The organism is Polaribacter litoreus (assembly GCF_054584775.1).
Map to the genome: position 1 here is coordinate 228,367 of NZ_JBTLRD010000004.1, position 24,433 is coordinate 252,799.

At 31.0% G+C, this 24,433-nt stretch carries 17 protein-coding genes; 6 read left to right on the forward strand and 11 right to left on the reverse strand.

The annotated features are described in order from the left end of the window. Window positions 1-5 precede the first annotated feature (5 nt). The 8 genes from ACW9UN_RS04720 to ACW9UN_RS04755 form a co-directional block, all read right to left on the reverse strand. Entirely contained in the window at window positions 6-710 is a 705-nt protein-coding gene (locus ACW9UN_RS04720; protein WP_459484353.1) for an L-ribulose-5-phosphate 4-epimerase, read from the reverse strand. Then, window positions 710-2,386 carry a ribulokinase gene (locus ACW9UN_RS04725; protein ID WP_459484355.1) on the reverse strand — a complete coding sequence of 559 codons (1,677 nt, stop codon included), beginning with the start codon at window positions 2,384-2,386 and terminating at the stop codon, window positions 710-712. Before ACW9UN_RS04725 ends, ACW9UN_RS04720 begins: the two co-directional genes overlap by 1 nt. A gap of 21 nt (window positions 2,387-2,407) precedes the next feature. After that, window positions 2,408-3,061: a fructose-6-phosphate aldolase gene (gene fsa / locus ACW9UN_RS04730; protein WP_459484357.1), complete on the reverse strand. Its 654-nt coding sequence runs from the start codon at window positions 3,059-3,061 to the stop codon at window positions 2,408-2,410. 12 nt (window positions 3,062-3,073) lie between these two features. Then, window positions 3,074-5,110, reverse strand: coding sequence for a transketolase family protein (locus ACW9UN_RS04735; RefSeq protein WP_459484358.1), 2,037 nt, complete (start codon window positions 5,108-5,110; stop codon window positions 3,074-3,076). A gap of 8 nt (window positions 5,111-5,118) precedes the next feature. Then, window positions 5,119-6,441 (reverse strand): glycoside hydrolase family 27 protein, encoded by a 1,323-nt coding sequence (locus ACW9UN_RS04740; protein WP_459484360.1) that lies wholly within the window; start codon window positions 6,439-6,441, stop codon window positions 5,119-5,121. Between the two features lie 15 nt (window positions 6,442-6,456). Next, a complete protein-coding gene (locus ACW9UN_RS04745) occupies window positions 6,457-8,217 on the reverse strand; it encodes an SLC5 family protein (protein WP_459484361.1) in 1,761 nt (586 codons plus the stop codon). Window positions 8,218-8,222: 5 nt separating this feature from the next. Then, window positions 8,223-9,797: a glycosyl hydrolase family 28 protein gene (locus ACW9UN_RS04750; RefSeq protein WP_459484363.1), complete on the reverse strand. Its 1,575-nt coding sequence runs from the start codon at window positions 9,795-9,797 to the stop codon at window positions 8,223-8,225. A gap of 167 nt (window positions 9,798-9,964) precedes the next feature. Beyond that, window positions 9,965-14,224: a hybrid sensor histidine kinase/response regulator transcription factor gene (locus ACW9UN_RS04755; protein WP_459484365.1), complete on the reverse strand. Its 4,260-nt coding sequence runs from the start codon at window positions 14,222-14,224 to the stop codon at window positions 9,965-9,967. Between the two features lie 356 nt (window positions 14,225-14,580). Between ACW9UN_RS04755 and ACW9UN_RS17260 the strand changes: the two genes are divergently transcribed. After that, complete coding sequence (locus ACW9UN_RS17260) at window positions 14,581-14,901, forward strand: transposase (RefSeq protein WP_518525015.1); 321 nt, start codon at window positions 14,581-14,583, stop codon at window positions 14,899-14,901. A 142-nt stretch (window positions 14,902-15,043) separates the two neighbouring features. Here ACW9UN_RS17260 and ACW9UN_RS04765 read toward each other — a convergent pair whose 3' ends face one another. Further along, window positions 15,044-16,063: a glutamine synthetase beta-grasp domain-containing protein gene (locus tag ACW9UN_RS04765; protein WP_459484366.1), complete on the reverse strand. Its 1,020-nt coding sequence runs from the start codon at window positions 16,061-16,063 to the stop codon at window positions 15,044-15,046. 169 nt (window positions 16,064-16,232) lie between these two features. Between ACW9UN_RS04765 and ACW9UN_RS04770 the strand changes: the two genes are divergently transcribed. The 3 genes from ACW9UN_RS04770 (at window position 16,233) to ACW9UN_RS04780 (ending at window position 21,046) form a co-directional block, all read left to right on the forward strand. Continuing rightward, window positions 16,233-18,416, forward strand: a complete 2,184-nt coding sequence (locus ACW9UN_RS04770; RefSeq protein WP_459484368.1) for a glutamine synthetase III family protein — start codon at window positions 16,233-16,235, stop codon at window positions 18,414-18,416. Between the two features lie 211 nt (window positions 18,417-18,627). Then, window positions 18,628-20,640 carry a DNA primase gene (gene dnaG, locus ACW9UN_RS04775; RefSeq protein ID WP_459484370.1) on the forward strand — a complete coding sequence of 671 codons (2,013 nt, stop codon included), beginning with the start codon at window positions 18,628-18,630 and terminating at the stop codon, window positions 20,638-20,640. Window positions 20,641-20,914: 274 nt separating this feature from the next. After that, window positions 20,915-21,046, forward strand: coding sequence for a hypothetical protein (locus tag ACW9UN_RS04780; protein WP_459484371.1), 132 nt, complete (start codon window positions 20,915-20,917; stop codon window positions 21,044-21,046). Between the two features lie 106 nt (window positions 21,047-21,152). Here the strand turns inward: ACW9UN_RS04780 and nadE are convergent, their stop codons facing one another. Beyond that, on the reverse strand, window positions 21,153-21,941 hold the full coding sequence (gene nadE / locus ACW9UN_RS04785) for an NAD(+) synthase (protein WP_459484373.1): 789 nt from the start codon (window positions 21,939-21,941) through the stop codon (window positions 21,153-21,155). Window positions 21,942-22,000: 59 nt separating this feature from the next. Here nadE and gldB point away from each other — a divergent pair, with 59 nt between their 5' ends. Both gldB and gldC read left to right on the forward strand, forming a co-directional pair. Next, the gene (gene gldB / locus ACW9UN_RS04790; protein ID WP_459484376.1) at window positions 22,001-22,960 is read left to right on the forward strand and encodes a gliding motility lipoprotein GldB; all 960 of its coding nucleotides are present in this window, start codon (window positions 22,001-22,003) and stop codon (window positions 22,958-22,960) included. Continuing rightward, window positions 22,960-23,295, forward strand: a complete 336-nt coding sequence (gene gldC / locus ACW9UN_RS04795; RefSeq protein ID WP_459484379.1) for a gliding motility protein GldC — start codon at window positions 22,960-22,962, stop codon at window positions 23,293-23,295. Before gldB ends, gldC begins: the two co-directional genes overlap by 1 nt. Window positions 23,296-23,299: 4 nt before the next feature. Here gldC and folK read toward each other — a convergent pair whose 3' ends face one another. Then, on the reverse strand, window positions 23,300-24,424 hold the full coding sequence (folK, locus tag ACW9UN_RS04800; RefSeq protein WP_459484382.1) for a 2-amino-4-hydroxy-6-hydroxymethyldihydropteridine diphosphokinase: 1,125 nt from the start codon (window positions 24,422-24,424) through the stop codon (window positions 23,300-23,302). Window positions 24,425-24,433 lie beyond the last annotated feature (9 nt).

Here is a 24,433-nt window from a genome sequence, read left to right on the forward strand (position 1 = left end):
TGATATTAACAACCTTGTCCGTAATATGCATCTTTACCATGTTTACGTTCAAAGTGTTTTCTTTTAAGAGCATCTTTTAAAATTGCTGCTTTAGGATTTATTGATAATGTTAGGTGAGCCATTTTTGCAACTTCTTCACAAACAGCGCTGTTGTATACAGCTTTTGCTGCTGTTTTTCCCCAAGTAAAAGGAGCGTGGTTTCCTACCAATATCATTCCTATTTCATAATAATCTAAACCACGGTCTTTTAAGCAATCAATGATTTGATAACCAGTCATGTGTTCATAATCACCTTGAATATAATTATCTTTCATAGGCGGAGCACAAGGAATATCTGCGATTAGGTGATCTGCATGTGTAGTTCCAAAAATTGGGATGTCTTTAATGGCCTGAGCCCAAGCTGTTCCGTAAGTTGAGTGTGTGTGCACTACACCTCCAATTTTATTCCACTCTTTATATAAAACAGCATGTGTTTTTGTATCTGAAGAAGGTCTCATTTTGCCTTCAATAATTTTTGCTTCATAATCACAAATAACCATGTCTTCAGGTTTTAAGTCTTTGTATGGCACACCACTTGGTTTTATTGCAAACACGGCTTTATCTCTGTCTACAGCGCTGGCATTACCAAAAGTAAAAAGAACTAAGCCTAATTCTGGTAATTGCATGTTAGCCTCATAGGCCTCCTCCTTTAATGTTTTGTATGTACTCATTAGTTTTGCATTATATGATTTTCCATTGTTTCACAAAGTCTGTTGTAATCTTCATATATTTTTTTGTAGGCTTCAACATTTTCTGAAATAGGTTTATAAATATTTTCAAAAGGGCTAGCCATTGCATCCATTGCAGACTCAGTATCTTGATGTAAACCAGCTGCAATAGCTCCAAAAATAGCAGCTCCTAATGCACAGGCTTGTTCAGATTTAGCTACATTTATTGGGGCGTTTAAAACATCTGCCATAGTTTGCATTATAAATGTAGATTTCTTGGCAATACCACCAATTGCAATAACACCCTCAATAGGAATCCCTTCACTTATAAATCTGTCTGAAATTTTCTTAGCACCAAAACATGTTGCCTCTACTAAAGCTCTAAATATCTTTGGTGATGTACTTCCTAAATTAATACCAGAAATAACGCCTTTTAAATTTTGATTTGCATCGGGTGTTCTTCTACCATTCATCCAATCTAAAGCAATTTCTCCTGATGAACCAATAGGTTCTTTAGCAGCTGATTCATTCAGTTTTGGTAATATATTTTTAACGGATTCTTCGATTAAAGTTTCTTTTTCTAGTTCAGTTAAAATTTTTGAACTTCCAATAATTTCTCTTATTGACCATTCAATTAAACGTTGATACCAAGCATAAACGTCTCCAAAGGCAGACTGACCTGCCTCTAAACCAAGCATACCAGGTATTACAGAACCATCAACTTGACCACAAATGCCTTCTACTAAATGCTCTTTTTCTTCTAAAGGTTTTACCAAAATGTCGCATGTAGAAGTTCCCATCACTTTTGTTAAATGATAAGGTTTGATGTTAACGCCAACAGCTCCCATATGGCAATCGAAAGCGCCAACTGCTACTTTTACATTTGTAGGTAATCCTAATCTTGTAGACCATGCTTCTGATAAAGTTCCTACAGAAGTATTTGATGTATATGTTTCTTTGAATAATCGATCTCTTAAACCATCTAATTTAGAATCTAGCGCTATAAAAAAATCGTTTGGAGGCAAACCTCCCCAAGACTCGTGCCATAATGCTTTATGACCTGCTGCACAACGACTTCGTTTTATTTTAGTAACGTCATTTCCTCCTGTAAGTAAGAAAGGAATCCAATCGCAATGTTCTACCCAAGAGTACGCATTTTCTAGGATGTTTTTATCTGCTCTAGAAACATGCAAAATTTTTGACCAAAACCACTCTGATGAATAAATTCCTCCTTCATATTGAGAATAATCAAGCTCCCATTTTTTACAAAGAGCATTAATTTCATCTGCTTCTTTTATAGCTGTATGATCTTTCCATAAAATAAACATGGCATTAGGATTATCTCTAAAATCAGGTAATAATGCCAAAGGTGTGCCAGATTTATCTACAGCTACAGGAGTAGAACCTGTGGTGTCTACACCAATACCAACAACGTTTTTTACTACATCTTCACTTACTTTTGATAATGCTTGAGTAATTGTATTTTCTATACCCTCTATGTAGTCTAAGGGGTGTTGCCTGAATTGATTTTTTGATGGATCACAAAACTTACCTTCTTTCCAACGCGAATAATAATGTACTGCAGAAGCTAATTCTTCTCCTGTTAGAGTATTTACTACTAATGCTCTTACAGAATCTGAACCAAAATCCATCCCAATAGTATATTTTGTTTCTGACATAACCTTTAATCTTTTATTTTTCTAATTCCCCTTTTTGTAATCTTCTAAAAACTTAGCCAAACCACTATCTGTTAAAGGGTGTTTTAACAATCCTTCTATAGCACTTAGAGGTCCTGTCATTACATCAGATCCTAATTTTGCACAATTGACAATATGCATTGTATTTCTTACGGAAGCTGCTAAAATTTCAGTATCAAAGTTATAGTTATCATAAACCAATCTAATTTCAGAAATTAAGTTCATTCCGTCTGTAGAAATATCATCTAAACGTCCTAAAAAAGGAGATACATAAGTAGCACCTGCTTTTGCAGCTAATAATGCTTGCCCAACAGAAAAAACTAAAGTTACGTTTGTTTTAATTCCTTTAGAAGAAAAATATTTACATGCTTTTACACCATCTTTTATCATTGGTAATTTTACCACAATCTGCGGATTTAAGGCTGCTAAAGCTTCACCTTCTTTTACCATTCCATCAAAATCTGTAGAGATAACTTCTGCAGAAACATCACCTTCAACTACATCACAAATTGCTTTGTAATGGTTTATTATATTTTCTTGACCAGTAATCCCTTCTTTAGCCATTAAAGAAGGATTTGTAGTTACACCATCTAAAACACCTAAGTCTTGTGCTTCTTTAATCTGTTCTAAATTTGCAGTATCAATAAAAAATTTCATATAATTTGTTTTTTAAACTGTTTTTAAATATTCTAAAACTTGATTTCTCACTTTTTCTGCAGTAAATCCAAATTTATCATCTAGTACAGATGCAGGTGCAGAGTAACCAAAATGGTCTAACCCAAAAACTTTTCCATTATCACCAACCAAACCTTCTAAGTTTACTGGTAACCCTGCTGTTAAACCAAATAATGGTTTGTTGCTTGGAATTACACTTTCTTTATATGTTGTTGATTGATTTTTAAATAATCCTTCAGAAATTATTGAAGCTATATTTACTTTCAAATTATTCTCAGATTCTAACAATTCAGCAGCTGCTACTAAGGTTGAAACCTCTGATCCGTTTGCAATTAAAACTACATCTGGGTTATCTACTTTTTTTACCAAATAACCGCCTTTTTCTGCTTCTAAAGCTTCGTTATATCTTGAGCTTGCTATTGGCTCAATATCTTTTATACCTTGTCTTGATAAAATTAAACCTGTTGGTGTGTTTTTATTATCTAAAGCCATTTTCCAAGCAACACTTGTTTCTGCTGAATCTGCAGGACGTAAGGCTAAAAAACTTGGATTTCCACTATGATTTTTGAGCTTTTCTAATAAACGAATTTGCGCTTCTTGTTCTATAGGTTGATGTGTTGGTCCATCTTCACCTACTCTAAAAGCATCGTGTGTCCAAACGTATTTAACTCCTAATTCTTGTATTGCACTTAATCTAATTGCGGGTTTCATATAATCTGAAAACACAAAAAATGTTGCCACAACCGGAATTACACCTCCATGTAAAGCAATACCATTTGCAATACATGCCATAGTTAACTCAGCCACACCAGCTTGTAAAAAAGAGCCTGAAAAATCTCCTTTTTTTAGTGCATGTGTTTTCTTTAAAAAACCATCTGTTTTATCTGAATTTGATAAATCTGCAGAAGATACAATCATGTTTTCTACATGCTCTGCTAAATAACCTAATACACCAGAAGATGCTGCTCTAGTAGCTAAACCAGCTTTATGCTCTATCTTAGAAAAGTCTAAGTTTGGTAAGTTACCAGATAAAAAGAAATCTAATTTTTTAGCTTTTTCTGGATTAGCTTCTTTCCATATAGAAATATCTACTTTTTTTGCCTTTGCCTTTGCTTTTTTTTGTGCTATTACTTTTTGATAATATTCACTTACTTCTGAATAAATATCAAAAGGATTTTCAGAGCTAGCTCCTAAATTTTCTAAAGTTTTACTATAATCTGCACCTGTAGCTCCAATTGGCTTACCATGTAATTCACAATGACCTTCGTACATACTTCCGTCTGCTGCAACACAACCTTTACCCATAATAGTTTTACCTATAATTAAAGTTGGTTTTTCTGTTTCGTTATTTGCATCTGTAAGTGCTTTTCTTATTTCATCATGGTTATGTGCATCTATGGTTACCACGTTCCAACCCCAAGCTTTATACTTCATAGCAGTATCTTCACTTGTTACTTCATCTGTAGAAGTTGATAATTGAATATCATTAGAATCAAAAAATAGGATAAAATTGTTTAATCCTAAATGACCTGCAATTCTTCCTGCTCCTTGCGATATTTCTTCTTGAATACCTCCATCAGAAATAAAACCATAAATTTTGTGGTTCATCCAATCTCCAAAACGAGCTTGTAAAAATTTAGCCGCAATAGCAGCACCAACGCCCATGGTATGCCCTTGTCCTAATGGTCCTGATGTGTTTTCAATTCCTCTTGCCACATCTACTTCTGGATGCCCAGGTGTTATAGAACCCCATTGTCTAAAATTAGCAATGTCTTCTTTTTTGTAATTTCCTAGAAGATAATATTGAGCATACATTAAGGTTGATAGGTGTCCTGCATCCATAAAGAAACGATCTCTGAATGCCCATGACATATCAGACGGATCATAATTAAAGAATTCAGAATACAGGATATGCATAAAATCTGCACCTCCCATAGGTCCTCCAGGATGTCCTGAATTTGCTTTTTCTACCATTGCAACTGCCAATGCTCTAATGTTGTCTGCTGACAGTTGATCTATATTTTTGTTCATTTTACTCATTATTTAAAAATCAAATATATTTTTGCACCATGTGGTGCTATTTTTGTTGTAATACTATCAGAAGAGCTTCTTTCTGTTTCTTTTGCCCACAAGTCTCTAATAAAGTAGGTTCCTTTAAGATCTAATTCTTTTAGAGATATGCTAATTTCTCTGTCTTTGTCAGTAAGGTTAAAAAAGGCTACATAAGTTCCTTTTTCATTTTCAGCAGTCCATATTTTTTCATTATCACTTTCAAAAACAGGTTTGTTATTCCAACTATTTTGATTTACCTCTAGCACTTCTTTATTGCTAATTAAATCGATGGTAAACTGATTTGTGTTTGGTAAATTACCTCCGAACATCAATGGTGAACGGAATATGCACCATAAAGTCATTAAAGTGTATTGCTCTTGTTCATTGAAGTTAGAAACTCTGTTTGTTTCACCAGACTCTCCTCTAGGTAAATCGCCTAATGGCAGCATGTCTGCATCTGGCCAATGGCCTACTGATACAAAAGGTGCCCAAATAGAACAACGATTCATTTGTGCTTTTAGAGAACCCCATTCGTCCCAAAAATCTGCAGAAATACGCCAAAGATTTGTATGATTTCTTAAATGGTTAATAATTGTAGTTTCTGGACCTCCAGGAGAAATGCTAAACACAATTTCTTTACCACAATTATCAATGGCCTTTGCCATAGCTTCTATATCATCAATTCTATAAGGAGATCCTTCTCCTGTAGGAGATCCATTACTTCTATTTACTTCTGACCATGCATTAATATCGTCTGCTTTAATGTAATCTACCCCCCAATTTGCATACAATTCAAATATGGAATCGTAATATTTTTGAGCGCCTTCTTTGGTAAAGTCTAAGGTTCTTAAACTATTGAACCAAGGACATCTTTCTCTATTATAAGAAATAACATCTGCTGTGGTGGTTGTTCCTTTTATAGGTGATTTTGCATCTACAGCTTGTATAGGAATTCCACGCATAATGTGAATGCCAAACTTTAAACCAAGACTATGGATATAGTCTGATAAAGGTTTAAATCCTTTGCCATTTGCTGCAGAAGGAAAACGTTTTGTATCTGGAATTAATCGTCCATAAGCATCAATTAGTTGTGGAATGTTTTCGTTTTTATAATTATGATTGTTAATTTCTGGACCATACCAACCTAAATCTACTACAACATATTCCCATCCATATTGTTTTAAATTTTCTGCTATAAATTTAGCGTTGGCTTTTACCTCTTCTTCAGTAACATTAGTACCAAAACAGTCCCAACTATTCCAACCCATAGGAGGTGTTAATGCTCTATTTTTTATTTTTTCTCTAAACATTAAATTATATTTTTTCTAATTAAGAACAACAGAGAAGATTAAAATGATGATGATTAAAATAATTACATTTAACATCCACCAAGTAAAAATTTTATTATACCATTTTGTGCCTAAACCTTGTTTTAACGCACTACCATTAATATTAAACGTTAAATCTTTTGAGACTTGACTTTCATCTGGATTTGGTGTTATTAAACTTGAAATAATACAAACCATCATTGAAAATACCCATGTTATTAAACCTTGATTTGCAAAAGGTTTGATAAAGTTTGCGAATTCTGAAGCGGAATCTGCTAACATCCCAAACTCTAAAAATTTTAAAAAACCTGCCATGGCAAAACCAGCAATTACAGTAACTAATGCATCTTTACCACCAACTCTTTTCCATAGCATTCCTAACAAGAATAAGGCAGAAAAAGGGGGGGCTATAAACACATATAATGCTTGTATTAAGATAAATAGGTTTACTTTGGTTACAGTTGCTAAAATGATAGCGAACACAATTGAAATTGCTAAAAAAATTGCCCCAACAACTTTACCTGTTTTTACATAATGATTTGAAGAAGCATCTTTTTTATAGATTTCTTGATAAATATCTATAGTAAACATAGTAGATGTAGAATTTAAGACAGAGCTTACTGTAGATTGAATTGCACCAAATAATGCAGCTAATAATATTCCTTTTAAGAAGGTAGGTACTAAAATACTAATCATTTGAATGTAGGTTTTATTGGCAGCATCACTTTGTAAGGCCCAATCTCCAGAGGTTAAAAAATCTGGTTTCATTGCAAAGAATATTAAACCAGGAATTACAACTATTACTGGTAATAACAATTTTAAAAAACTTGCTAAAACCATGCCTCCTCTTGCATGATACATGTCTTTTGCTGCAAATATCTTTTGCACCATGGTTTGATTTACAACTGTGTACCACAAACCAATATAAAAGAAACTAAATACCCAGTGTGTCCAAGGATTTGAGTAATGATTTAATGGTTGTATTACAGACAACCTGCTATACGCATCGCCTTTTTCTGCTCCTTTTAAAATATTAGGAACATTATCTGAAATCCAGTTTTTAGCCCAATCTACATTACCTGTATTTACATCAACCATTACAGAAAATCCTTTGATTATTCCTTCTCCTTCACCCAAATACGCTAAGCCTAAAAAGGTAACTGTTAGTCCACCAAAAATCATTATTAAAATGGTAAGTACATCCATAAAAGCTACGGATTTTAAACCTCCCCATACAGCCCATCCACCTGTGGTGATACCAATAATAATACACGCATTTACAGGACTAATATTAAAAAATTCTGTAAGTATTAAGCTACCTCCGTAAATTACTGGCCCCATAAAAGCAAAAATGTTTGCTAAAATGGAAACAATTGCAAAAATGCGACGTATGGTTTTGCTGAACCTTTTTTCTAAAAACTCTGGCGTTGTGTATACTTTAGAAGTTAAAAGGTATGGTATAAATAACCATATTAAAAAAGTAAATGCAATTACTGTACTCCATTCTCCTGTAGCAACACTAATACCATATATTACTGCAGCTCCAATTAAACCAATAAAGTGTTCTGTACTAATGTTTGAGGCTATGTAAGAGCTACCTACAACATACCAAGGAAGGGTTCTACCAGCTAAAAAATATTCAGCTGAACTTGTACTTTTTTTTCGACCAAACCAATAACCGATAAAACTTAAAAGAATAAAATATCCTATAAATGCTACGTAATCTAAATTTTCTAAAACAAATGCTTGATTTTCCATAAGAATTATTCAATAATTTTTAGGTCTGAAACAAACTCATTAGAACTAATATTTAGCTGAGAGACATTTTTTAAAACCCCTTCTTTTGTAACAATATTTTTAAATTTTATTCCTTCAATATTGCTGCTTTTGCTTTCTCCAATTAACTGTTTTCCTATATCTGCTATATTTGCTTGAATGGTAATATTCTCTAATAATAGATTTCTCAATTTTCCGCCACCTGCGCCTTGATAATTTGAATCTGCAATTTCAATATCGAATAAATTACCATGATATAAGGTTGCATTTTTAATGGTAAGGTTATTAATATCTGCACTGCCACCATGTCTTGCCGCTATAAATGCTTTATTGGTTGGTACTAAACTCACTACATTTTCTATTAAAATGTCTTTAGCATAATCAGCACCATTCCATGTTAGCATAATATCACCTCCATTATTATCTAATCCCCAGAACACCATATTTCTAATAGTGATGTTAGACACTGGAGTACCTTTTAACTCATTAGTACCATCCCAAAGAATATTATCATTACCTTTTTCTGCATCATATAAACCTGTGATGCAAATTCTATCATCATTACTTGCAATAAATGAATCTTCTAAGACTACGTTTTTGCTATAAGTATGAACACCGTCGTTGTTGTGTTCTCCAAAACCACAGAGTTTTACATTTTTTATAGAAACATTTTTACAGTTGGCAATTTCTAATTGATAACTAGGACTGCTTGTAATGGCAACTCCTTCTATTTCTATATTTTCAGAATCAATAAAAACAACACCTAACCAATCTGCATCCCATTCTTCTTCACGATAATTTTTATCTTCAGAAGATTCTTCTGCGTGGGTAACAAAAGATTGAGAGAGAATACCTCTACCCAATAATTTTACGTTTTTTTTGTTTTTTGATTTTATAGTAGCTTCTAAAACAGCACCACCAGCAATATATACTGTATGAATTCCGTTTACAAAAGGGTCCCAAGCCTGTCCAAATTTGTGCACACCAGGTTCTAAGAATAAAACACCATTATCATTTTTTGATGGGATGAATTTTTCTGGTGCTTCTGCACTTATTATTATAGCGTGTTCTTCACCATTAATATTTGCAGTAACTACAAATTTTTCTGGCTTATTGATGTTTATTTTTAAAAGATTATTATTTATATTTTTTTGAATGGTTTTATCTGGTAAAACTGCCCAATCAGAAACAGTATTTCCTAAAGCAGATATATCTATAGTTACATTTCTTTTAAATGTAAAGTTCAGGTATGAAACGCCTTTGTAAGAAACGCTTTTGAGTTGCTTTACATGTTCGTGTTTGTCTTTTATTTCTTTGGTATGATATACAAAAGCGTCTTGGCCGTTAACCTTAACATCAAACTTTGTTGATTCCGATAAGCCATGTACCTTTTCTAAACCGTTAACTGCAGGATATAGAACTAGGTTATCATTATTAGCACTATTTTTTTTAGATTTAGTAACACAACTTATAAGAAAGATTGATACTGAAAGAAATACTAGAGTTATGTTAAAAAACTTGTTTAAGTAATAATAACTCTTAAAAGTACAGTTGTTTGGCATCTTAATACATTTAAATACTGAAGCAAATGTATCTTTTAGACCTACTATTTAAGTTGCTCATTTGACAACATGTTTAGTGGTTTTGTTTAAAACACCTAAAAAAATGAGGTCTGCAATTAAAATACAAATGAGCAACTCAAAAAACTGTACGTAATAAGTTAATTGGGTTATGAAGCTTTGGTTTTAAGATTTTTTACAAATTCAGTTGGAGTTACACCAAATTGTTTTTTGAAGCTTTTGGTAAAGTGAGATTGACTTTGAATACCTACTTTATCCATTACTTGAATCACATTTAAATCTGTACTAGAAAGTATTTGAGCAGCTTTTTTTAGTCTTATACTTCTTATTAAGCTTCCCACAGATTCTGAGGTAACTGCTTTTACTTTAGCATATAGTTTTGTTTTACTAACACCTAGTAATTTACATAGCATTACAACATCAAAATTTACATTATCAATATGATCATCTATACAATCTATTACTTGTTTTAAAAATTCATCTTCTAAATTGCCTTGTACATTTTTTCTAGCTTCTTCGAAAGTTTTTTCTAAAGAAGATTCTTTTATTAGCTTTCTAGATTTTAACACGTTTAGTACTGTTAAGTTTAGTACTTCTAAACTAAAAGGTTTCGATAAGTATATGTCTGCTCCAGATTGTGCTCCTTCAATTTGACTTTGTACATTGTATTTGGCAGATAGTAAAATAAAAGGGATGTTTCTGTACTTTTCGCTTTGTTTTACTTCTGCACAGAATGAAACACCATCCATAATAGGCATCATTATATCGCTTATTATTACCTGAATTTGATGTTGATCTAATAATTCTAAAGCTTCTGCTCCGTTTGAAGCTTCTATTATATGATAATCAGCATCAAAATCGTCTTTAATAAAACCCCTTAATTCTACATTGTCTTCTACTAATAAAACTTTTGGTTTTGTGAAGTTTTCGAACAATTCTACTTTGCTATTGATTTCTACATCATCATTAGGAATTAAAGGACTCAAAGCACTTTTAGATAATTTTACTGATGAATGATTATTAGCATAACCAAAGATTTCTCTATAATCAATATCTGGAATTTCTACTACAAATTTAGTTCCTACACCTTCTTCACTATAAACAGAGAGATTCATTTTATGAATGTCTACCAGACTTTTTACTAATGTTAAACCAATACCAGAGCCTTGGATATCTGCATTGTTATCACCTTGAAAAAACCGATCAAAAATATGCATTATAGATACTTCATCAATTCCTTTTCCTTCATCTTCAATAGACATATAAATGTAAGAATTAGCCACAAATTCATTTTTAATATGTTTTACATTTGAATACTTCTCATGATGATTCTCTTCGTCTTTTGAGTTTAATTTAATAGTAATTTTACTGTTTTCTGGACTAAATTTTATAGCATTGCCAAGAATGTTGAAAATTATTTTTTCTAAAACTGTTCTGTCAAATTGTAATTTATCTGACTCTAAATTGTTGATATAAGTGTAGTTAATTTCTTTTTTTTCTATGGCTGATTTAAAAGATTCTCTAATATCTTCAAAGAAAGGATTTAGATGATAAGGTTTTGCATTTAACTTAAATGCAGTTGAATTTACTTTTCTGTAATCTACCAATTCGTTAATTAATCGTAACAAACGTTTTGCGTTTTTGTACATAAGTTGGTAGTACTTTTCTTTTTTATACTTGTTGATATCACTTTCGTTTATCAATTTTTCTAAAGGATTTAAAATCAATGTTAATGGGGTTTTAAATTCGTGAGAAATATTTGTAAAAAACTGCCCTGTTAATTGATATAGCTTTTCTTTTTCTTGGTCTTGAATTACGGATACTTCATACGCTTTCTTTAATCCAAACCATCTGATTATTAGGTAGTAGCTTAGTAGTAAAATTAATAAGAATAAAAGTGCATAACATACTAGAGCAAAATTTGTAAACCACCAAGGTGCTAATATTTTTATTTTTAATTGCTTAATGTTTTTAGACCAAACACCATCATTATTTGTAGCACTAACTTCAAACAAATAATCTCCATAAGGTAAATTAGAATAGCTAGCTTTTCTATCTGTTGAGTTTGTAAAAATCCAATCTTTATTATAATCTATCAATCTATATTTAAACTGTGTTCTCTTTGGGTTTGCATAATGCAATGAAGAAAATTGTATCTGAAAATTATTTTCTAAATGATTTAATTCTATTTCATCTAATGTGTTAAACGTTTGATTAAAAATTTGATGATCAGAATCTGTATCGCCAATTTCTACTAATTCGTTATTTACATATAAGTTGGTTAAAACTACATTTGTATCAAAATTATTGGTTTGTATTTCATTAGGATAAAAATAGCTTACCCCTTCTGTGCTACCAAAATAAAATCGGCCACTATCGCCTTTACAAGAAGCCCCAACTTTAAAGCTATTCCCTACTAAACCATCTGTTTTATCGTAATTGATAAAGGTTTCTTTTTCTATGTTAAATCTAGAAATACCCTTACCTCCAAGCCATAATTCGTTTTTCTTTGCATCTAATAAAATGGTTTCAATATCTGATGACGATGCGCCTTCTTTTATAGAATAGTGCTTTGCTGAGTAACCATTTTTTAATTTAGAATTTACAGTTAGTTTGTTTAAGCCACCACCTAAAGTTCCCACCCAAAAAATAGAATCATTTTGTCTTACAATTGGCCAAACCCAATTAGAACTAATGGATTTATTGTACGACTCATTTCCTTCGTAATGTAAAATTTCTTTTATACTACCATCTTCCTTTAAAAAAATATGATTTAACCCATTATTTGTGCCAACTAAAACTTCTGGGTAAAAATCATCTGCATAAATAAAAGTAATAACGCTTGATGATAGTCCATAAGAATCGCCTTCTTTTTTGTAAATTTTTTCAACTTCGTAATCATTTGGGTTGTTATAGCGAATTCTATTTAAACCATTTACCCAAGAACCTGCCCAAATATTGCCAAATTTATCTTCGGCCATACTAAAAATTATTTTTTGCGAAAGTCCTTTGTTTCCTGGTTTATCTGACGATATTTTAAAGAATGAATTTTGTTGTTTTGAATAGATGTTAATCCCCTCAAAAGTACCCACCCACAATCTGTCTTTTTGATCAATTAATAAACTTCTTACTTTATTACTCGATAGTGATTTAGCATCACTAGATTGCTTAAATTTAGTTACTTTATTGTTTTTAAAATCATAGTAATTTAAACCTGTTTTTTCTGTGCCTAGCCATACATTTCCTTTTTTATCTTCTACTATTGCCCTAACATAATTTTCTGAAATTGAATTCTCTGAATTCTGGTTATGAACTATAGATTTAAAACCTTTTTTTCCTAAGTCTAGATAATAAACTCCACCTTCATAGTTAGAAACCCACAAGCAATTAGCCTTATCCTTTAACAAGCCTACAACTGTACTTGTTGACAAATTTGAATTGTTTTCATTAAAAAAAGTAAAATTATATTCATTACCTTTTAACGTTGCTTTTACTAAGCCATAAGTACTTCCAATCCAATAATTTTTATTTAATCCTTTTTGAAAAGAACTTACAAAAAATGGTGCGTCTGGAATAATATTTGCGCTTAAAACAGGAAAATTTATTTGATAGTAAGTTGCCGAAACAGATTTCTGTTCTTTTTTATCAAAAACAGAAGTGTTTGCTTTTATAAATCCGTTTTGTGTACCTAAAAGTAGGTAATTTGTTTCTTGAGTAGAAATACCTGTAAATTGCTGGTAGTTTTTAACAATACCTTGAACGATAATTTTTTTAATATCAATATTTCCTTTATTTTCATTTACATTAAACAACCCTTTGTTAGATACCACCCAAAGTAATCCATTAGAGTCTTCTTGCATGTCTACATAATTGGTGTTTTCTTGAACACCTTTCAAAAATTTTTCATTTAAAACTAATGAGTCATCTTCTTTTTTTTGAATTTGAAATGCCTTGAAGTATTTGTCTGAAAGTACATACAAAATATTATTTTTAGAGATATAAACAGACGATAATTTTGTGTTTTCTAAGGATGAATTATCATTAAACCTCCACTCGAGATTAAGGTATTTTTCTTTAATTTTATTAAAACATTCTACACCTCCTTCTGTTACCAACCAAAGTAGTTTTTTGGATTGAATGATTTTTTGGATTCTATTTTTATATACACTTTCAAATGGTGAGTTTTGATTTGAATATGTTTTTAAGTCATATCCATCAAATCTATTTAAACCTCCTAAAGTACCAAACCAGATAAAATCTTGATTGTCTTGAATGATAGAAGTAACATCTGAGTGAGCCAAACCTCTTTCATGAAGAATTTTATTAAAATTTAAGTTTTCTTGAGAAAAGACATTAAAAGAAATAAAAATCAGGAAAAAATATCTAAAGAAACAAATGCACTTATTCATAAGGTGTAGTAAGTTAAAGTTAAATGTTCAAATACGCTAAAATTATCTTTTTGAGTTGCTCAAAATAGAAAAACAAATTTAATTTTTAACCTATTTTAAGTTTAGCGTTTTTGATCTAAAAAAAAACGCTATAGTCCCAAATGAATGGAAGTAAAGCGTTTTATTTAATTTAACATGAATATTTTAAGAATTTATGATTTTATAATAGTAGTGGTATTTGATTTTAAAAGAACTAGGTTATGGTAAACATTGTTCAAATGTTTTAAAATAATAATATTTATTCTTACAAAAAAAAGAGGCCTTTTGAAAAGATAGTCTTTTTTTTTGTGTTTTTTTGATATTTCTTATTTTTAATAATCAATAGAAAAGTAGTTTTTAAAACCTATACTCAAGAACAACCAAATCTTTTACCATCCAGTTATGATGATTTAGTCCCCAAAAATCTTCCCCTTCGAATTGTAAATACAATTATAGACCAAGTTGATATTAGTAGTTTAACGCAAAGTTATAAAGGAGGAGGCACCTCAGGTTATCATCTAAGAATGTTACTCAAAGTAATTATCTATGCCTATTTGCTTAATTTATACACCTCACGTAAAATAGAACAAGCTCTATGTGTAGAAATAGGGTTAATTGCAATAGCACATAACTTGAATAAGTTCAGTTTAGCGATATAAAATCACTTTTACTTTTTTTAAACTAAACTTTTAAAAAAAAACAAAAGAAAAATTAAAGCAAGAAACTAAAATATACAAAAAAGAAAATCGCCTAAAAATTACTTTTTAGACGACCTCTTTTGTTTTAAAAAAAAACGTAAGATTATTTAATTGGCTTAACCGTTTTAATAATTCTTGCAGCAATTTTATATGGATCTGCGTTAGAAGCAGGTCTTCTATCTTCTAACCAACCTTTATATCCTTTTTCTACAGCGATAATTGGAATACGGATAGATGCTCCTCTATCTGAAACTCCCCAAGAGAAATCAGTAATTGCAGCAGTTTCGTGTAAACCAGTTAAACGTTGATCGTTAAACTCACCATAAACAGCAATATGCTCGTCTACAACTGGTCTAAACGCTTCACAAATTTCAGCATACTTCTCTGCAGAACCACATTCTCTTAAAATAGAGTTAGAGAAGTTTGCGTGCATACCAGAACCATTCCAGTCCATATCTTTACCTAATGGTTTTGGATGATAATCTATGTAGTAACCGTATTTTTCAGTTAGTCTATCTAATAAATAACGCGCAATCCAAATTTCATCTCCAGCTTTTTTAGCTCCTTTTGCAAACAATTGGAATTCCCATTGTCCAGATGCAACTTCTTGATTAATACCTTCAAAGTTTAAACCAGCATCAATACATAAATCTGCATGCTCTTCTACTAAGCCTCTACCATGAGTATTTCTACCACCTACAGAACAGTAATACATTCCTTGTGGAGCAGGATAACCACCTACAGGGAAACCTAAAGGTAATTGAGTAGCTTTATCCATAATGAAGTATTCTTGCTCAAAACCAAACCAGAAATCATTATCATCATCATCAATAGTAGCTCTACCATTAGAAACGTGAGGAGTACCATCTGCATTTAAAACCTCTGTCATTACTAAGTAACCATTAATTCTTGCAGGATCTGGATAAATAGCAACTGGTTTTAATAAACAGTCAGAAGAACCTCCTGAGGCTTGTTTTGTTGATGAGCCATCAAAAGACCACATCCCTAATTCTTCAACAGTTCCTTTAAAATCTTCATGCTCTTCAACTTTGGTTTTACTTCTCATGTTTTGAGTTGGAAAATATCCATCTAACCAAATGTATTCTAATTTAATTTTTGCCATAATTGTTATTATAATGTGAAATGTTAATTACACAAAAATGAAATATTTTAAATAGATATCAAAAAAAATGGGGGTAAAAAATTGAAAATCAATAAAAAATAATTTTATCCCTATTTTTTATAGGGTATATTTGTTTAAAAAATAAAAAAAAACCGTAAAAAATCATATTATGTCAACAATTAGATTTTCTGCTTTACAAGAAACCCAACATAGAACAGCCATAAAAGTAAACGAAGATGAAAAAAGATCAGTTTTATTCGGTAAAAATGTATTTAACACGCGTGCTATGCAACAATATCTTACAAGAACCGCTTATCAAAGTGTTATGAATGCTATCGAAAAAGGTACCAAAATAGACCGAAAAATTGCAGATCAGGTTGCTGTAAGTATGAAAGATTGGGCAATTGCTAAAGGTGCAACACATTATACACACTGGTTTCAACCATTAACTGGAGCCACTGCAGAAAAACATGATGCTTTTTTTGAATCTATTAACGGTAGTTTAGCAATGGAAAAATTTGATGGAGAGCAGCTTGTGCAACAAGAGCCAGACGCATCTAGTTTTCCTAACGGAGGCATCAGAAATACTTTTGAAGCCAGAGGTTACACAGCTTGGGATCCTACATCACCAGCCTTTATTTACGAAACAACTTTGTGCATACCTACTATTTTTGTGTCTTACACTGGCGAAGCTTTAGATAATAAAACTCCTTTATTAAGAGCTTTACAAGCTATAGATACACACGCAACTGCGGTTTGTAGGTATTTTGATAAAAATGCCACAAAAGTAAATGCAACTTTGGGCTGGGAGCAAGAATATTTTTTAATTGATGATGCACTTGCATTGTCTAGACCAGATATTTTAATGACGGGTAGAACATTAGTTGGTCATATACCTGCAAAAGGACAGCAATTAGACGACCATTATTTTGGAAGTATTCCTGCTAGAGCCATGAGTTTTATGCAAGATTTAGAGCAAGAATGTATGTTATTAGGTATTCCTGTAAAAACAAGACATAATGAAGTGGCTCCTAATCAATTTGAATTAGCACCTATTTTTGAAGAAGCCAACCTGGCAGTAGATCATAATTCTTTATTAATGGATGTTATGGAAAAGGTCTCGAAACGACATCATTTCAAAGTTCTATTTCACGAAAAACCATTTGTAGGTATCAATGGTTCTGGCAAACACAACAATTGGTCTTTGTCTACAATTGAAGGCACAAACTTGCTAAGTCCTGGTAAAACACCAATGAAAAACTTACAATTTTTAACCTTTTTTGTAAACACTATAAAAGCAGTTCATGAAAATGAAGAATTGTTAAGAGCATCAATTGCATCTGCAAGTAACGATCACAGGTTAGGAGCCAATGAAGCACCACCTGCAATTATATCAGTATTTATTGGCAGTCAATTATCTAGAGTTTTAGACGAATTAGAAAATGTTACCAAAGGAAAGTTATCACCTAAAGAAAAAACAGATTTAAAACTGAATATTATTGGTAAAATTCCAGAAATTTTATTAGACAATACAGATAGAAACAGAACATCAGCTTTTGCATTTACAGGCAATAAATTCGAGTTTAGAGCTGTAGGTTCTTGGGCCAATTGCGCAAAACCAATGACCATTTTAAATACTATTGTAGCCAAGCAATTAAAAGAATTTAAAAAAGAAGTAGACGTATTGATAGAAGAAAAAAACCTTAAAAAAGATGAAGCGATTTTTAACGTGCTTAGAGAGTATATTAAAGCTTCAAAAAATATACGTTTTGAAGGCGATGGTTATGGAGAAGCTTGGGAAAAAGAAGCAAAAAAAAGAAAGCTTAGCAATAATAAAACAACTCCAGAAGCTTTACAAGTAAACATTTCTAAGAAAACAATTGATTTGTTCGAAGAAATGAATGTTATGAATAATGTAGAGCTAGAAGCAAGGTATGAAATTAGCTTACAAGAATATACCAAGCGTATACAAATAGAAAGTAGGGTTCTAGGAGATATGGCTAGAAATCATATTGTACCAACAGCTATAAATTATCAAAATACATTGTTAGAAAACACCAAAAACCTAAAAGAAATTTTTGGTGATGCCTATAAAGATATTGCAAAAGAACAGATAGAACTAATTATGGTAATTTCTAATCATATTAAAGAAATTAATGCTTTATCTCATAAAATGATTGATGAAAGAAGAAAAGCAAATGCATTGCAAGGCCTAAAATCTGCACAAGTTTATTGTAATAAAGTAAAGCCGTTTTTTGACGAGATTAGATATCATTGCGATAAATTAGAAACTATGGTAGATGATAATTTATGGCCGTTAACAAAATATAGAGAACTACTATTTACACGATAATTTTTATTTGGGCGTTTTAACGGGCTTTCCACTATATCTTTTTTGCAGAAAAAAGCAAAAAAGGATGCCGTTCCAATCCCTAACGCATATGGCAAAATCAGTAATTATGTTATAAAAATTTACCAATAGCTTTTTAAAAACAGAAGAGGTCTTTCTTTTAATAAAGTTTACATCTTCCTTATATTTGTGGCACTTTCCAATAATTTAAATAATGATATCAAGAAGTACTATAGACCGAGTTTTTGAAGCTGCAAGAGTAGAGGAGGTAATTGGCGAATTTGTACAACTAAAAAAAGCAGGTAGCAACTTTAAAGGATTAAGTCCGTTTGCAGATGAAAAGTCACCCTCTTTTATGGTGTCTCCTGTAAAGCAAATCTGGAAAGACTTTTCTACAGGAAAAGGAGGTAATGCCATCTCTTTTTTAATGGAGCATGAACACTATACTTATCCAGAAGCTTTAAGATGGTTGGCCAAAAAATACAATATAGAAATTGAAGAAACTGAGCAAACATCAGAAGAAAAAGCACAAATGAATGAAAGAGAAAGTATGTTTTTGGTGTCTAATTTTGCCAAAGAATACTTCCATGACCTTCTGTTAAATACTAATAAAGGTAAGGCAATAGGGTTGAGTTATTTTAAAGAACGAGGTTTTAGAAACGATACCATTAAAAAGTTTGATTTAGGATATTGTATTGATGAATGGGACAACTTTACAAATGCAGCTTTAACAAAAGGTTACGATATTAAATATTTAGCAAGTACAGGGTTAACCATTGTTAAAGAAAACAAACAATTCGATCGTTTTAAAGGGCGTGTAATGTTTCCTATTCATTCCATGTCTGGACGAGTATTGGGTTTTGGTGGTCGAATTTTAACAGCAGATAAAAAAGCAGCGAAGTATTTAAACTCTCCAGAAAGTGAAATTTATCATAAGAGTAAAATCCTTTACGGAATTTATCAAGCTAAAAAAGAAATTGCCAAGCAAGACAATTGTTTTTTGGTAGAAGGCTATACAGATGTAATTTCTTTTCATCAATCTGGTATTGAAAATGTGGTGGCTTCTTCTGGTACTGCATTAACATCAGATCAAATTCGTTTAATAAATAGACTTACTAAAAATATAACGGTATTATTTGATGGTGATGCTGCTGGAGTTAGAGCATCAATTCGAGGTATAGATTTAATTTTAGAACAAGGAATGAACGTAAAAGTGGTTCAATTTCCTGATGGAGAAGACCCAGATAGTTTTGCCAAATCACATTCAGATACTGAGTTAAAAGCGTATTTAGAAAATTCAGCTCAAGATTTTATCAACTTTAAAGTATCACTTTTATTAAAAGAATCAGATAAAGATCCTGTAAAAAAAGCAAGTGTTATAAGAGATATCGTAACCAGTATCTCTAAGATTCCAGATTCTATTCAGCGAGAAGTATATGTGCAAGAATGTTCTAGAATTATGGAAATTTCTGAACGAGTTTTGTTTAGTGAATTGGCGCAATTGTTAAAGAAAAATAGTCAAGAAAAAAGTAAAACAAATAAAAGACAAAACGCACCACAACAAGATCCAAATCAACCACCACCAGAGTACTTTATAGCGCAAGAGCAAGCACAAATGGGGGTGGTAAAAGCCGCAAATGTTTCGTCTCAAAAAGTAAACCAGTTGTCTATTTTAGAAAATGAAATTATTAGAATCTTATTATTGTATGGTAATGAAGAGGTAGAGTTTTCTGAAGAAATAATTTCGGTTAATGAAGATGGTAAAGAAACAATTGAGGTAAGAAAATACCAAAATACAGTTTCTGCAGAAATTTACTTGCATTTACAAGATGATGAAATTGAGTTTTCGAATACAATTTTTCAAGAAATATATACAGAAATCATTCATCAGTTAAATCAATCAGAAAAAGTTGAAATAGAACAACTAATTAATCACAGTAATAACGAAATTTCAAAAACAGTTACCTCTATTTTAATGGACGAAGAAAAACATCAATTGAGTAATTGGGAAAGCAAAAATATTTTTGTTACCCAAGCTGTAGAGGTGCTAAAAAAAGCAGTAAATGATTCGATTTTTAATTTAAGAAGAATTTTAATAGGTGAAAAAATTACTGATTTAATGAGAGAAGCTTCAGAAAATAACTCTAAAACCATAGATTTAGAAGTTATTAAAAACTACACAGATTTAAAGATGAGACTTTTTGAAAAGTTAAATAGAGTAGTTTAATAAAATAAGAATAGGATTGGGTTAAAATACTGATATTAAATTTTAATTTTTTTTTAGTTTTTTTATGAAATTCATAAAAATATAAAATGTTTACCACAAATTTTAATCATTAAAAACCCTTTTTTTATAGGTTAAACGAGTAAAAAAAACTGGTTTTCAATTGTTTGTCTTTTTTTAAAATTTCATAAAAAGGGTTTTTCCTGTAAATTAATTTGAAAGATTAAATTCTTTTTATGTACATTTGGTGCAAGAAAAAGAACAAAAAAGGTAGATTATGAAAAAATTATTACAAATTTTAAAAATCATTATGATGTTTATTTCTCTTCCATTTGAAATCTCTAAAGGATCAAAAAGAAGAGCGCAACAAAGAATAAAGAAAATGATGATTGCTGCAAATCTGTTGTAAAAACATTAACCTAAAACTAAAAAAAATACCTTAACTAAATCAAGTTAAGGTATTTTTTTGCTTATATAATAAATGATTTTTAAAAATACGTTTCATTATGTAAACCTTATTTTAAGGCTACTGGAATTTTACAAACAGGAATTGGTTGCATTTTATGTTGATTAATGGTATTTAAGCGAACATAAATTTTAAAAACATCTTGCTGTCTTCCAGAAAAATCAGCGGCAGTTTTACCAGCATCTTGCATTTGCATTGCCCATTCTAATTCGTCGTAAGAAGCACCTAGCTGATCTTCATCTGTTCTATTATCACCCCACAAACCATCAGTTGGTTGTGCCACTTGTATAGAGTTGGGTACACCTAAATGAGTTGCTAGTGCATAAACTTCAGATTTCATTAAATCTGCAATCGGACTTATATCTACGCCACCATCACCATATTTGGTATAAAAACCAACACCAAAATCTTCCACTTTATTGCCTGTACCAGCCACCAAAGCACTATTTATACCAGCCAAATAATATAAGGTTGTCATTCGTAAGCGCGCTCTTGTGTTTCCTAAAGTTAAATTTACCTTATCTTGATCTTCAATAGTGGGTGTAGCATTTTTAAAATCTTCGAAAGTTGAGGTTAAATCTACTCTAACTTCAGAAACGTTATCAAACCTTTCTTTTAGTTGTTTAATATGCTCTTCTGCTCTAGATACTTGACTAGGAGCTTGATGAATTGGCATTTCTACACATAATGTTGGTAAGCCAGTTTTAGCACATAATGTAGATGTTAATGCAGAATCTATTCCTCCAGATACTCCTACAACAAATCCATTTACTTTAGCTTTAATGGCATAATCTTTTAACCAATTTATAATATATTCAGCTACTTTTTCGGTATTCATTGATAAACTATTTTAGTATTTTTAACGTTCTTAAATTGAGTTACTAAGATACGAAGAATATGAGATTTTTTTTTGCAGTTTTAACGGTTTTGTGTCTGTTTTTTTCATGTATTGATAAAAAACAACCTCAAATAGATGTTTCTGAGATAAAAGTTGATTTTTCTATAAAAAGATATGATGTAGATTTTTATAAAGCCAACAAAGAAACCTTACCTATAGTAAAAGAAAAATATCCGTACTTATTTCCCAAACAATTTACGGATAGCTTGTCTTTGTCAAAAATTAATAACAATGAAGAGCAAGAGTTGTTTGCTGAAACCCAAAAAATTTTCAAAGACTTTACAGAACAAGAAAATCGGTTGCAATTACTTTTTAAACATATAAAATATTACAATTCAAATTTTACGGCTCCAAATGTAGTAACCATATTAACTAATATAGATTATGAAAGTAGGGTAATTTATGCCGACAGTTTGTTGCTTGTTTCTTTAGATGTTTATTTGGGTAAAAATCACCCTTTTTATGCAGATTATCCAAAGTACATCAAAGAAAATAATACCAAAGAACATTTAATAGTAGCTGTTGCAGAAGCCATAATAAACCAACAAAACCCACCTTTACATAAAAGAAGATTTATTGATAAGATGATTTACGAAGGTAAAAAAATGTACTTATTAGATAGGTATTTACCAGCTTTGTCAGATCAAGAAAAGATAGGCTATACATCAGAAAAATACAACTGGGCAATTGCAAATGAAGAACAAGTTTGGATGTATTTTATTGATAAAAAAATACTGTTTAGTACTGATACAAAATTAAATAAACGATTTTTAGAAAATGCACCTTTCTCTAAGTTTTATATGGCAGAGGATAATTTATCTCCTGGCCGAATTGGAGTTTGGTTGGGTTGGCAAATTGTTAAAGCCTATATGCAACATAATGATGTATCTTTGCAAGAATTATTAAAAACGGATGAAGGTGAAATCTTCACAAAATCGAAATACAAACCCAAAAAGTAATGGCAGTTAAACACAATTCTGAAATAAAATTTAAAGTAGGTTTAGATGAAAATAAAGTTCCTGAAGTAATTTCTTGGTCTGCAAAAGATGGTGGTATTGATAACGATCCCTCAAAAGCGGTAATGATATCTGTTTGGGATCATAAGCAAAAAGATACATTACGTATGGATTTATGGACAAAAGATATGCCTGTAGACGAGATGAAACAATTTTTTCATCAAACCCTAGTATCTATGGCAGATACATTTGAAAGAGCAACCGATGATACAAAAATGAGTGCTACAATGCGAGACTTTTGCGAATATTTTGCTGATAAATTAGAATTGAAAAAATAAATTGTTAAGCTTTTTTAATTTGATGAATGATTGATTGGTAATCTTCTGGATGATTTACAAAGTCAATGTCAGATACATCAATAACAAGAGTATTTAAGTTTTGTTGTGTACTTATAAAACTTTTATAGCCGTCGTGAATTTTTTGTAAATAATTGGCTTCAATATTTTGTTCATAAACTCTACCTCTTTTTTTGATATTTTCTAAAAGGCGATCTGTATTTTGATATAAATACACATACAAATCGGGTTTTGTAATTTCTTTGTACATCAAATCAAACATTTTTCTGTACAATTTATATTCATCTTGCTGTAAAGTAATTTGTGCAAAAATCAAAGATTTGAAAATGTAATAATCTGATATAACAAAGTTTTTAAACAAATCTAATTGTGCTAAATCATCAGATAATTGTTGATATCTATCAGCCAAAAAACTCATTTCTAAAGGAAACGCATAACGTTCTTTATCTGTATAAAATTTTGGTAAAAAAGGATTGTCTGCAAAACGTTCTAAGACCAGTTTTGTATTAAAATCTTCAGACATCATTTTGGCTAAAGATGTTTTACCAGCACCAATATTACCTTCAATAGCAATATAATTGTATTTCTCTGAAATAGGAATTGGTAGTTTTAATTGTTCATGTATCGCAGCAATTGCAGAATTATCGTTACAATTTTGTAAGCAAATTGCAATAGCTGTTTTTGTTATAGGATGAATAGCGGTGCTTGCAATCTCGGCTAAAGGAACTAGCACAAATTTACGTTCTAACATTTTTGGGTGTGGAACAGTTAAAGTTTTAGAAACAATAATGTCATTGTCATATAATAAAATGTCAATATCTATATTTCTATCAGTATAACTTTGGGTGTCTTTTCTCTCTCTTCCTAACTTATACTCAATATTTAGTAGCGTTGTAATTAATTTTTCGGCAGAAAGATTTGTGGTAAGTTCTATGCAAATATTAAAAAAATCATTGCTATCAAAACCCCAAGAAGCTGTTTTGTAAACTGATGAAATTTTTAAAATAGTACCAATTTCATCAGCTATTTTATGAATTGCATTTTGCAGATTATCAAGTTTATTACCTTGATTTGTACCTAATGAGAGATATGTTGTGGTTTGATTCTTCAAAAATGAGTT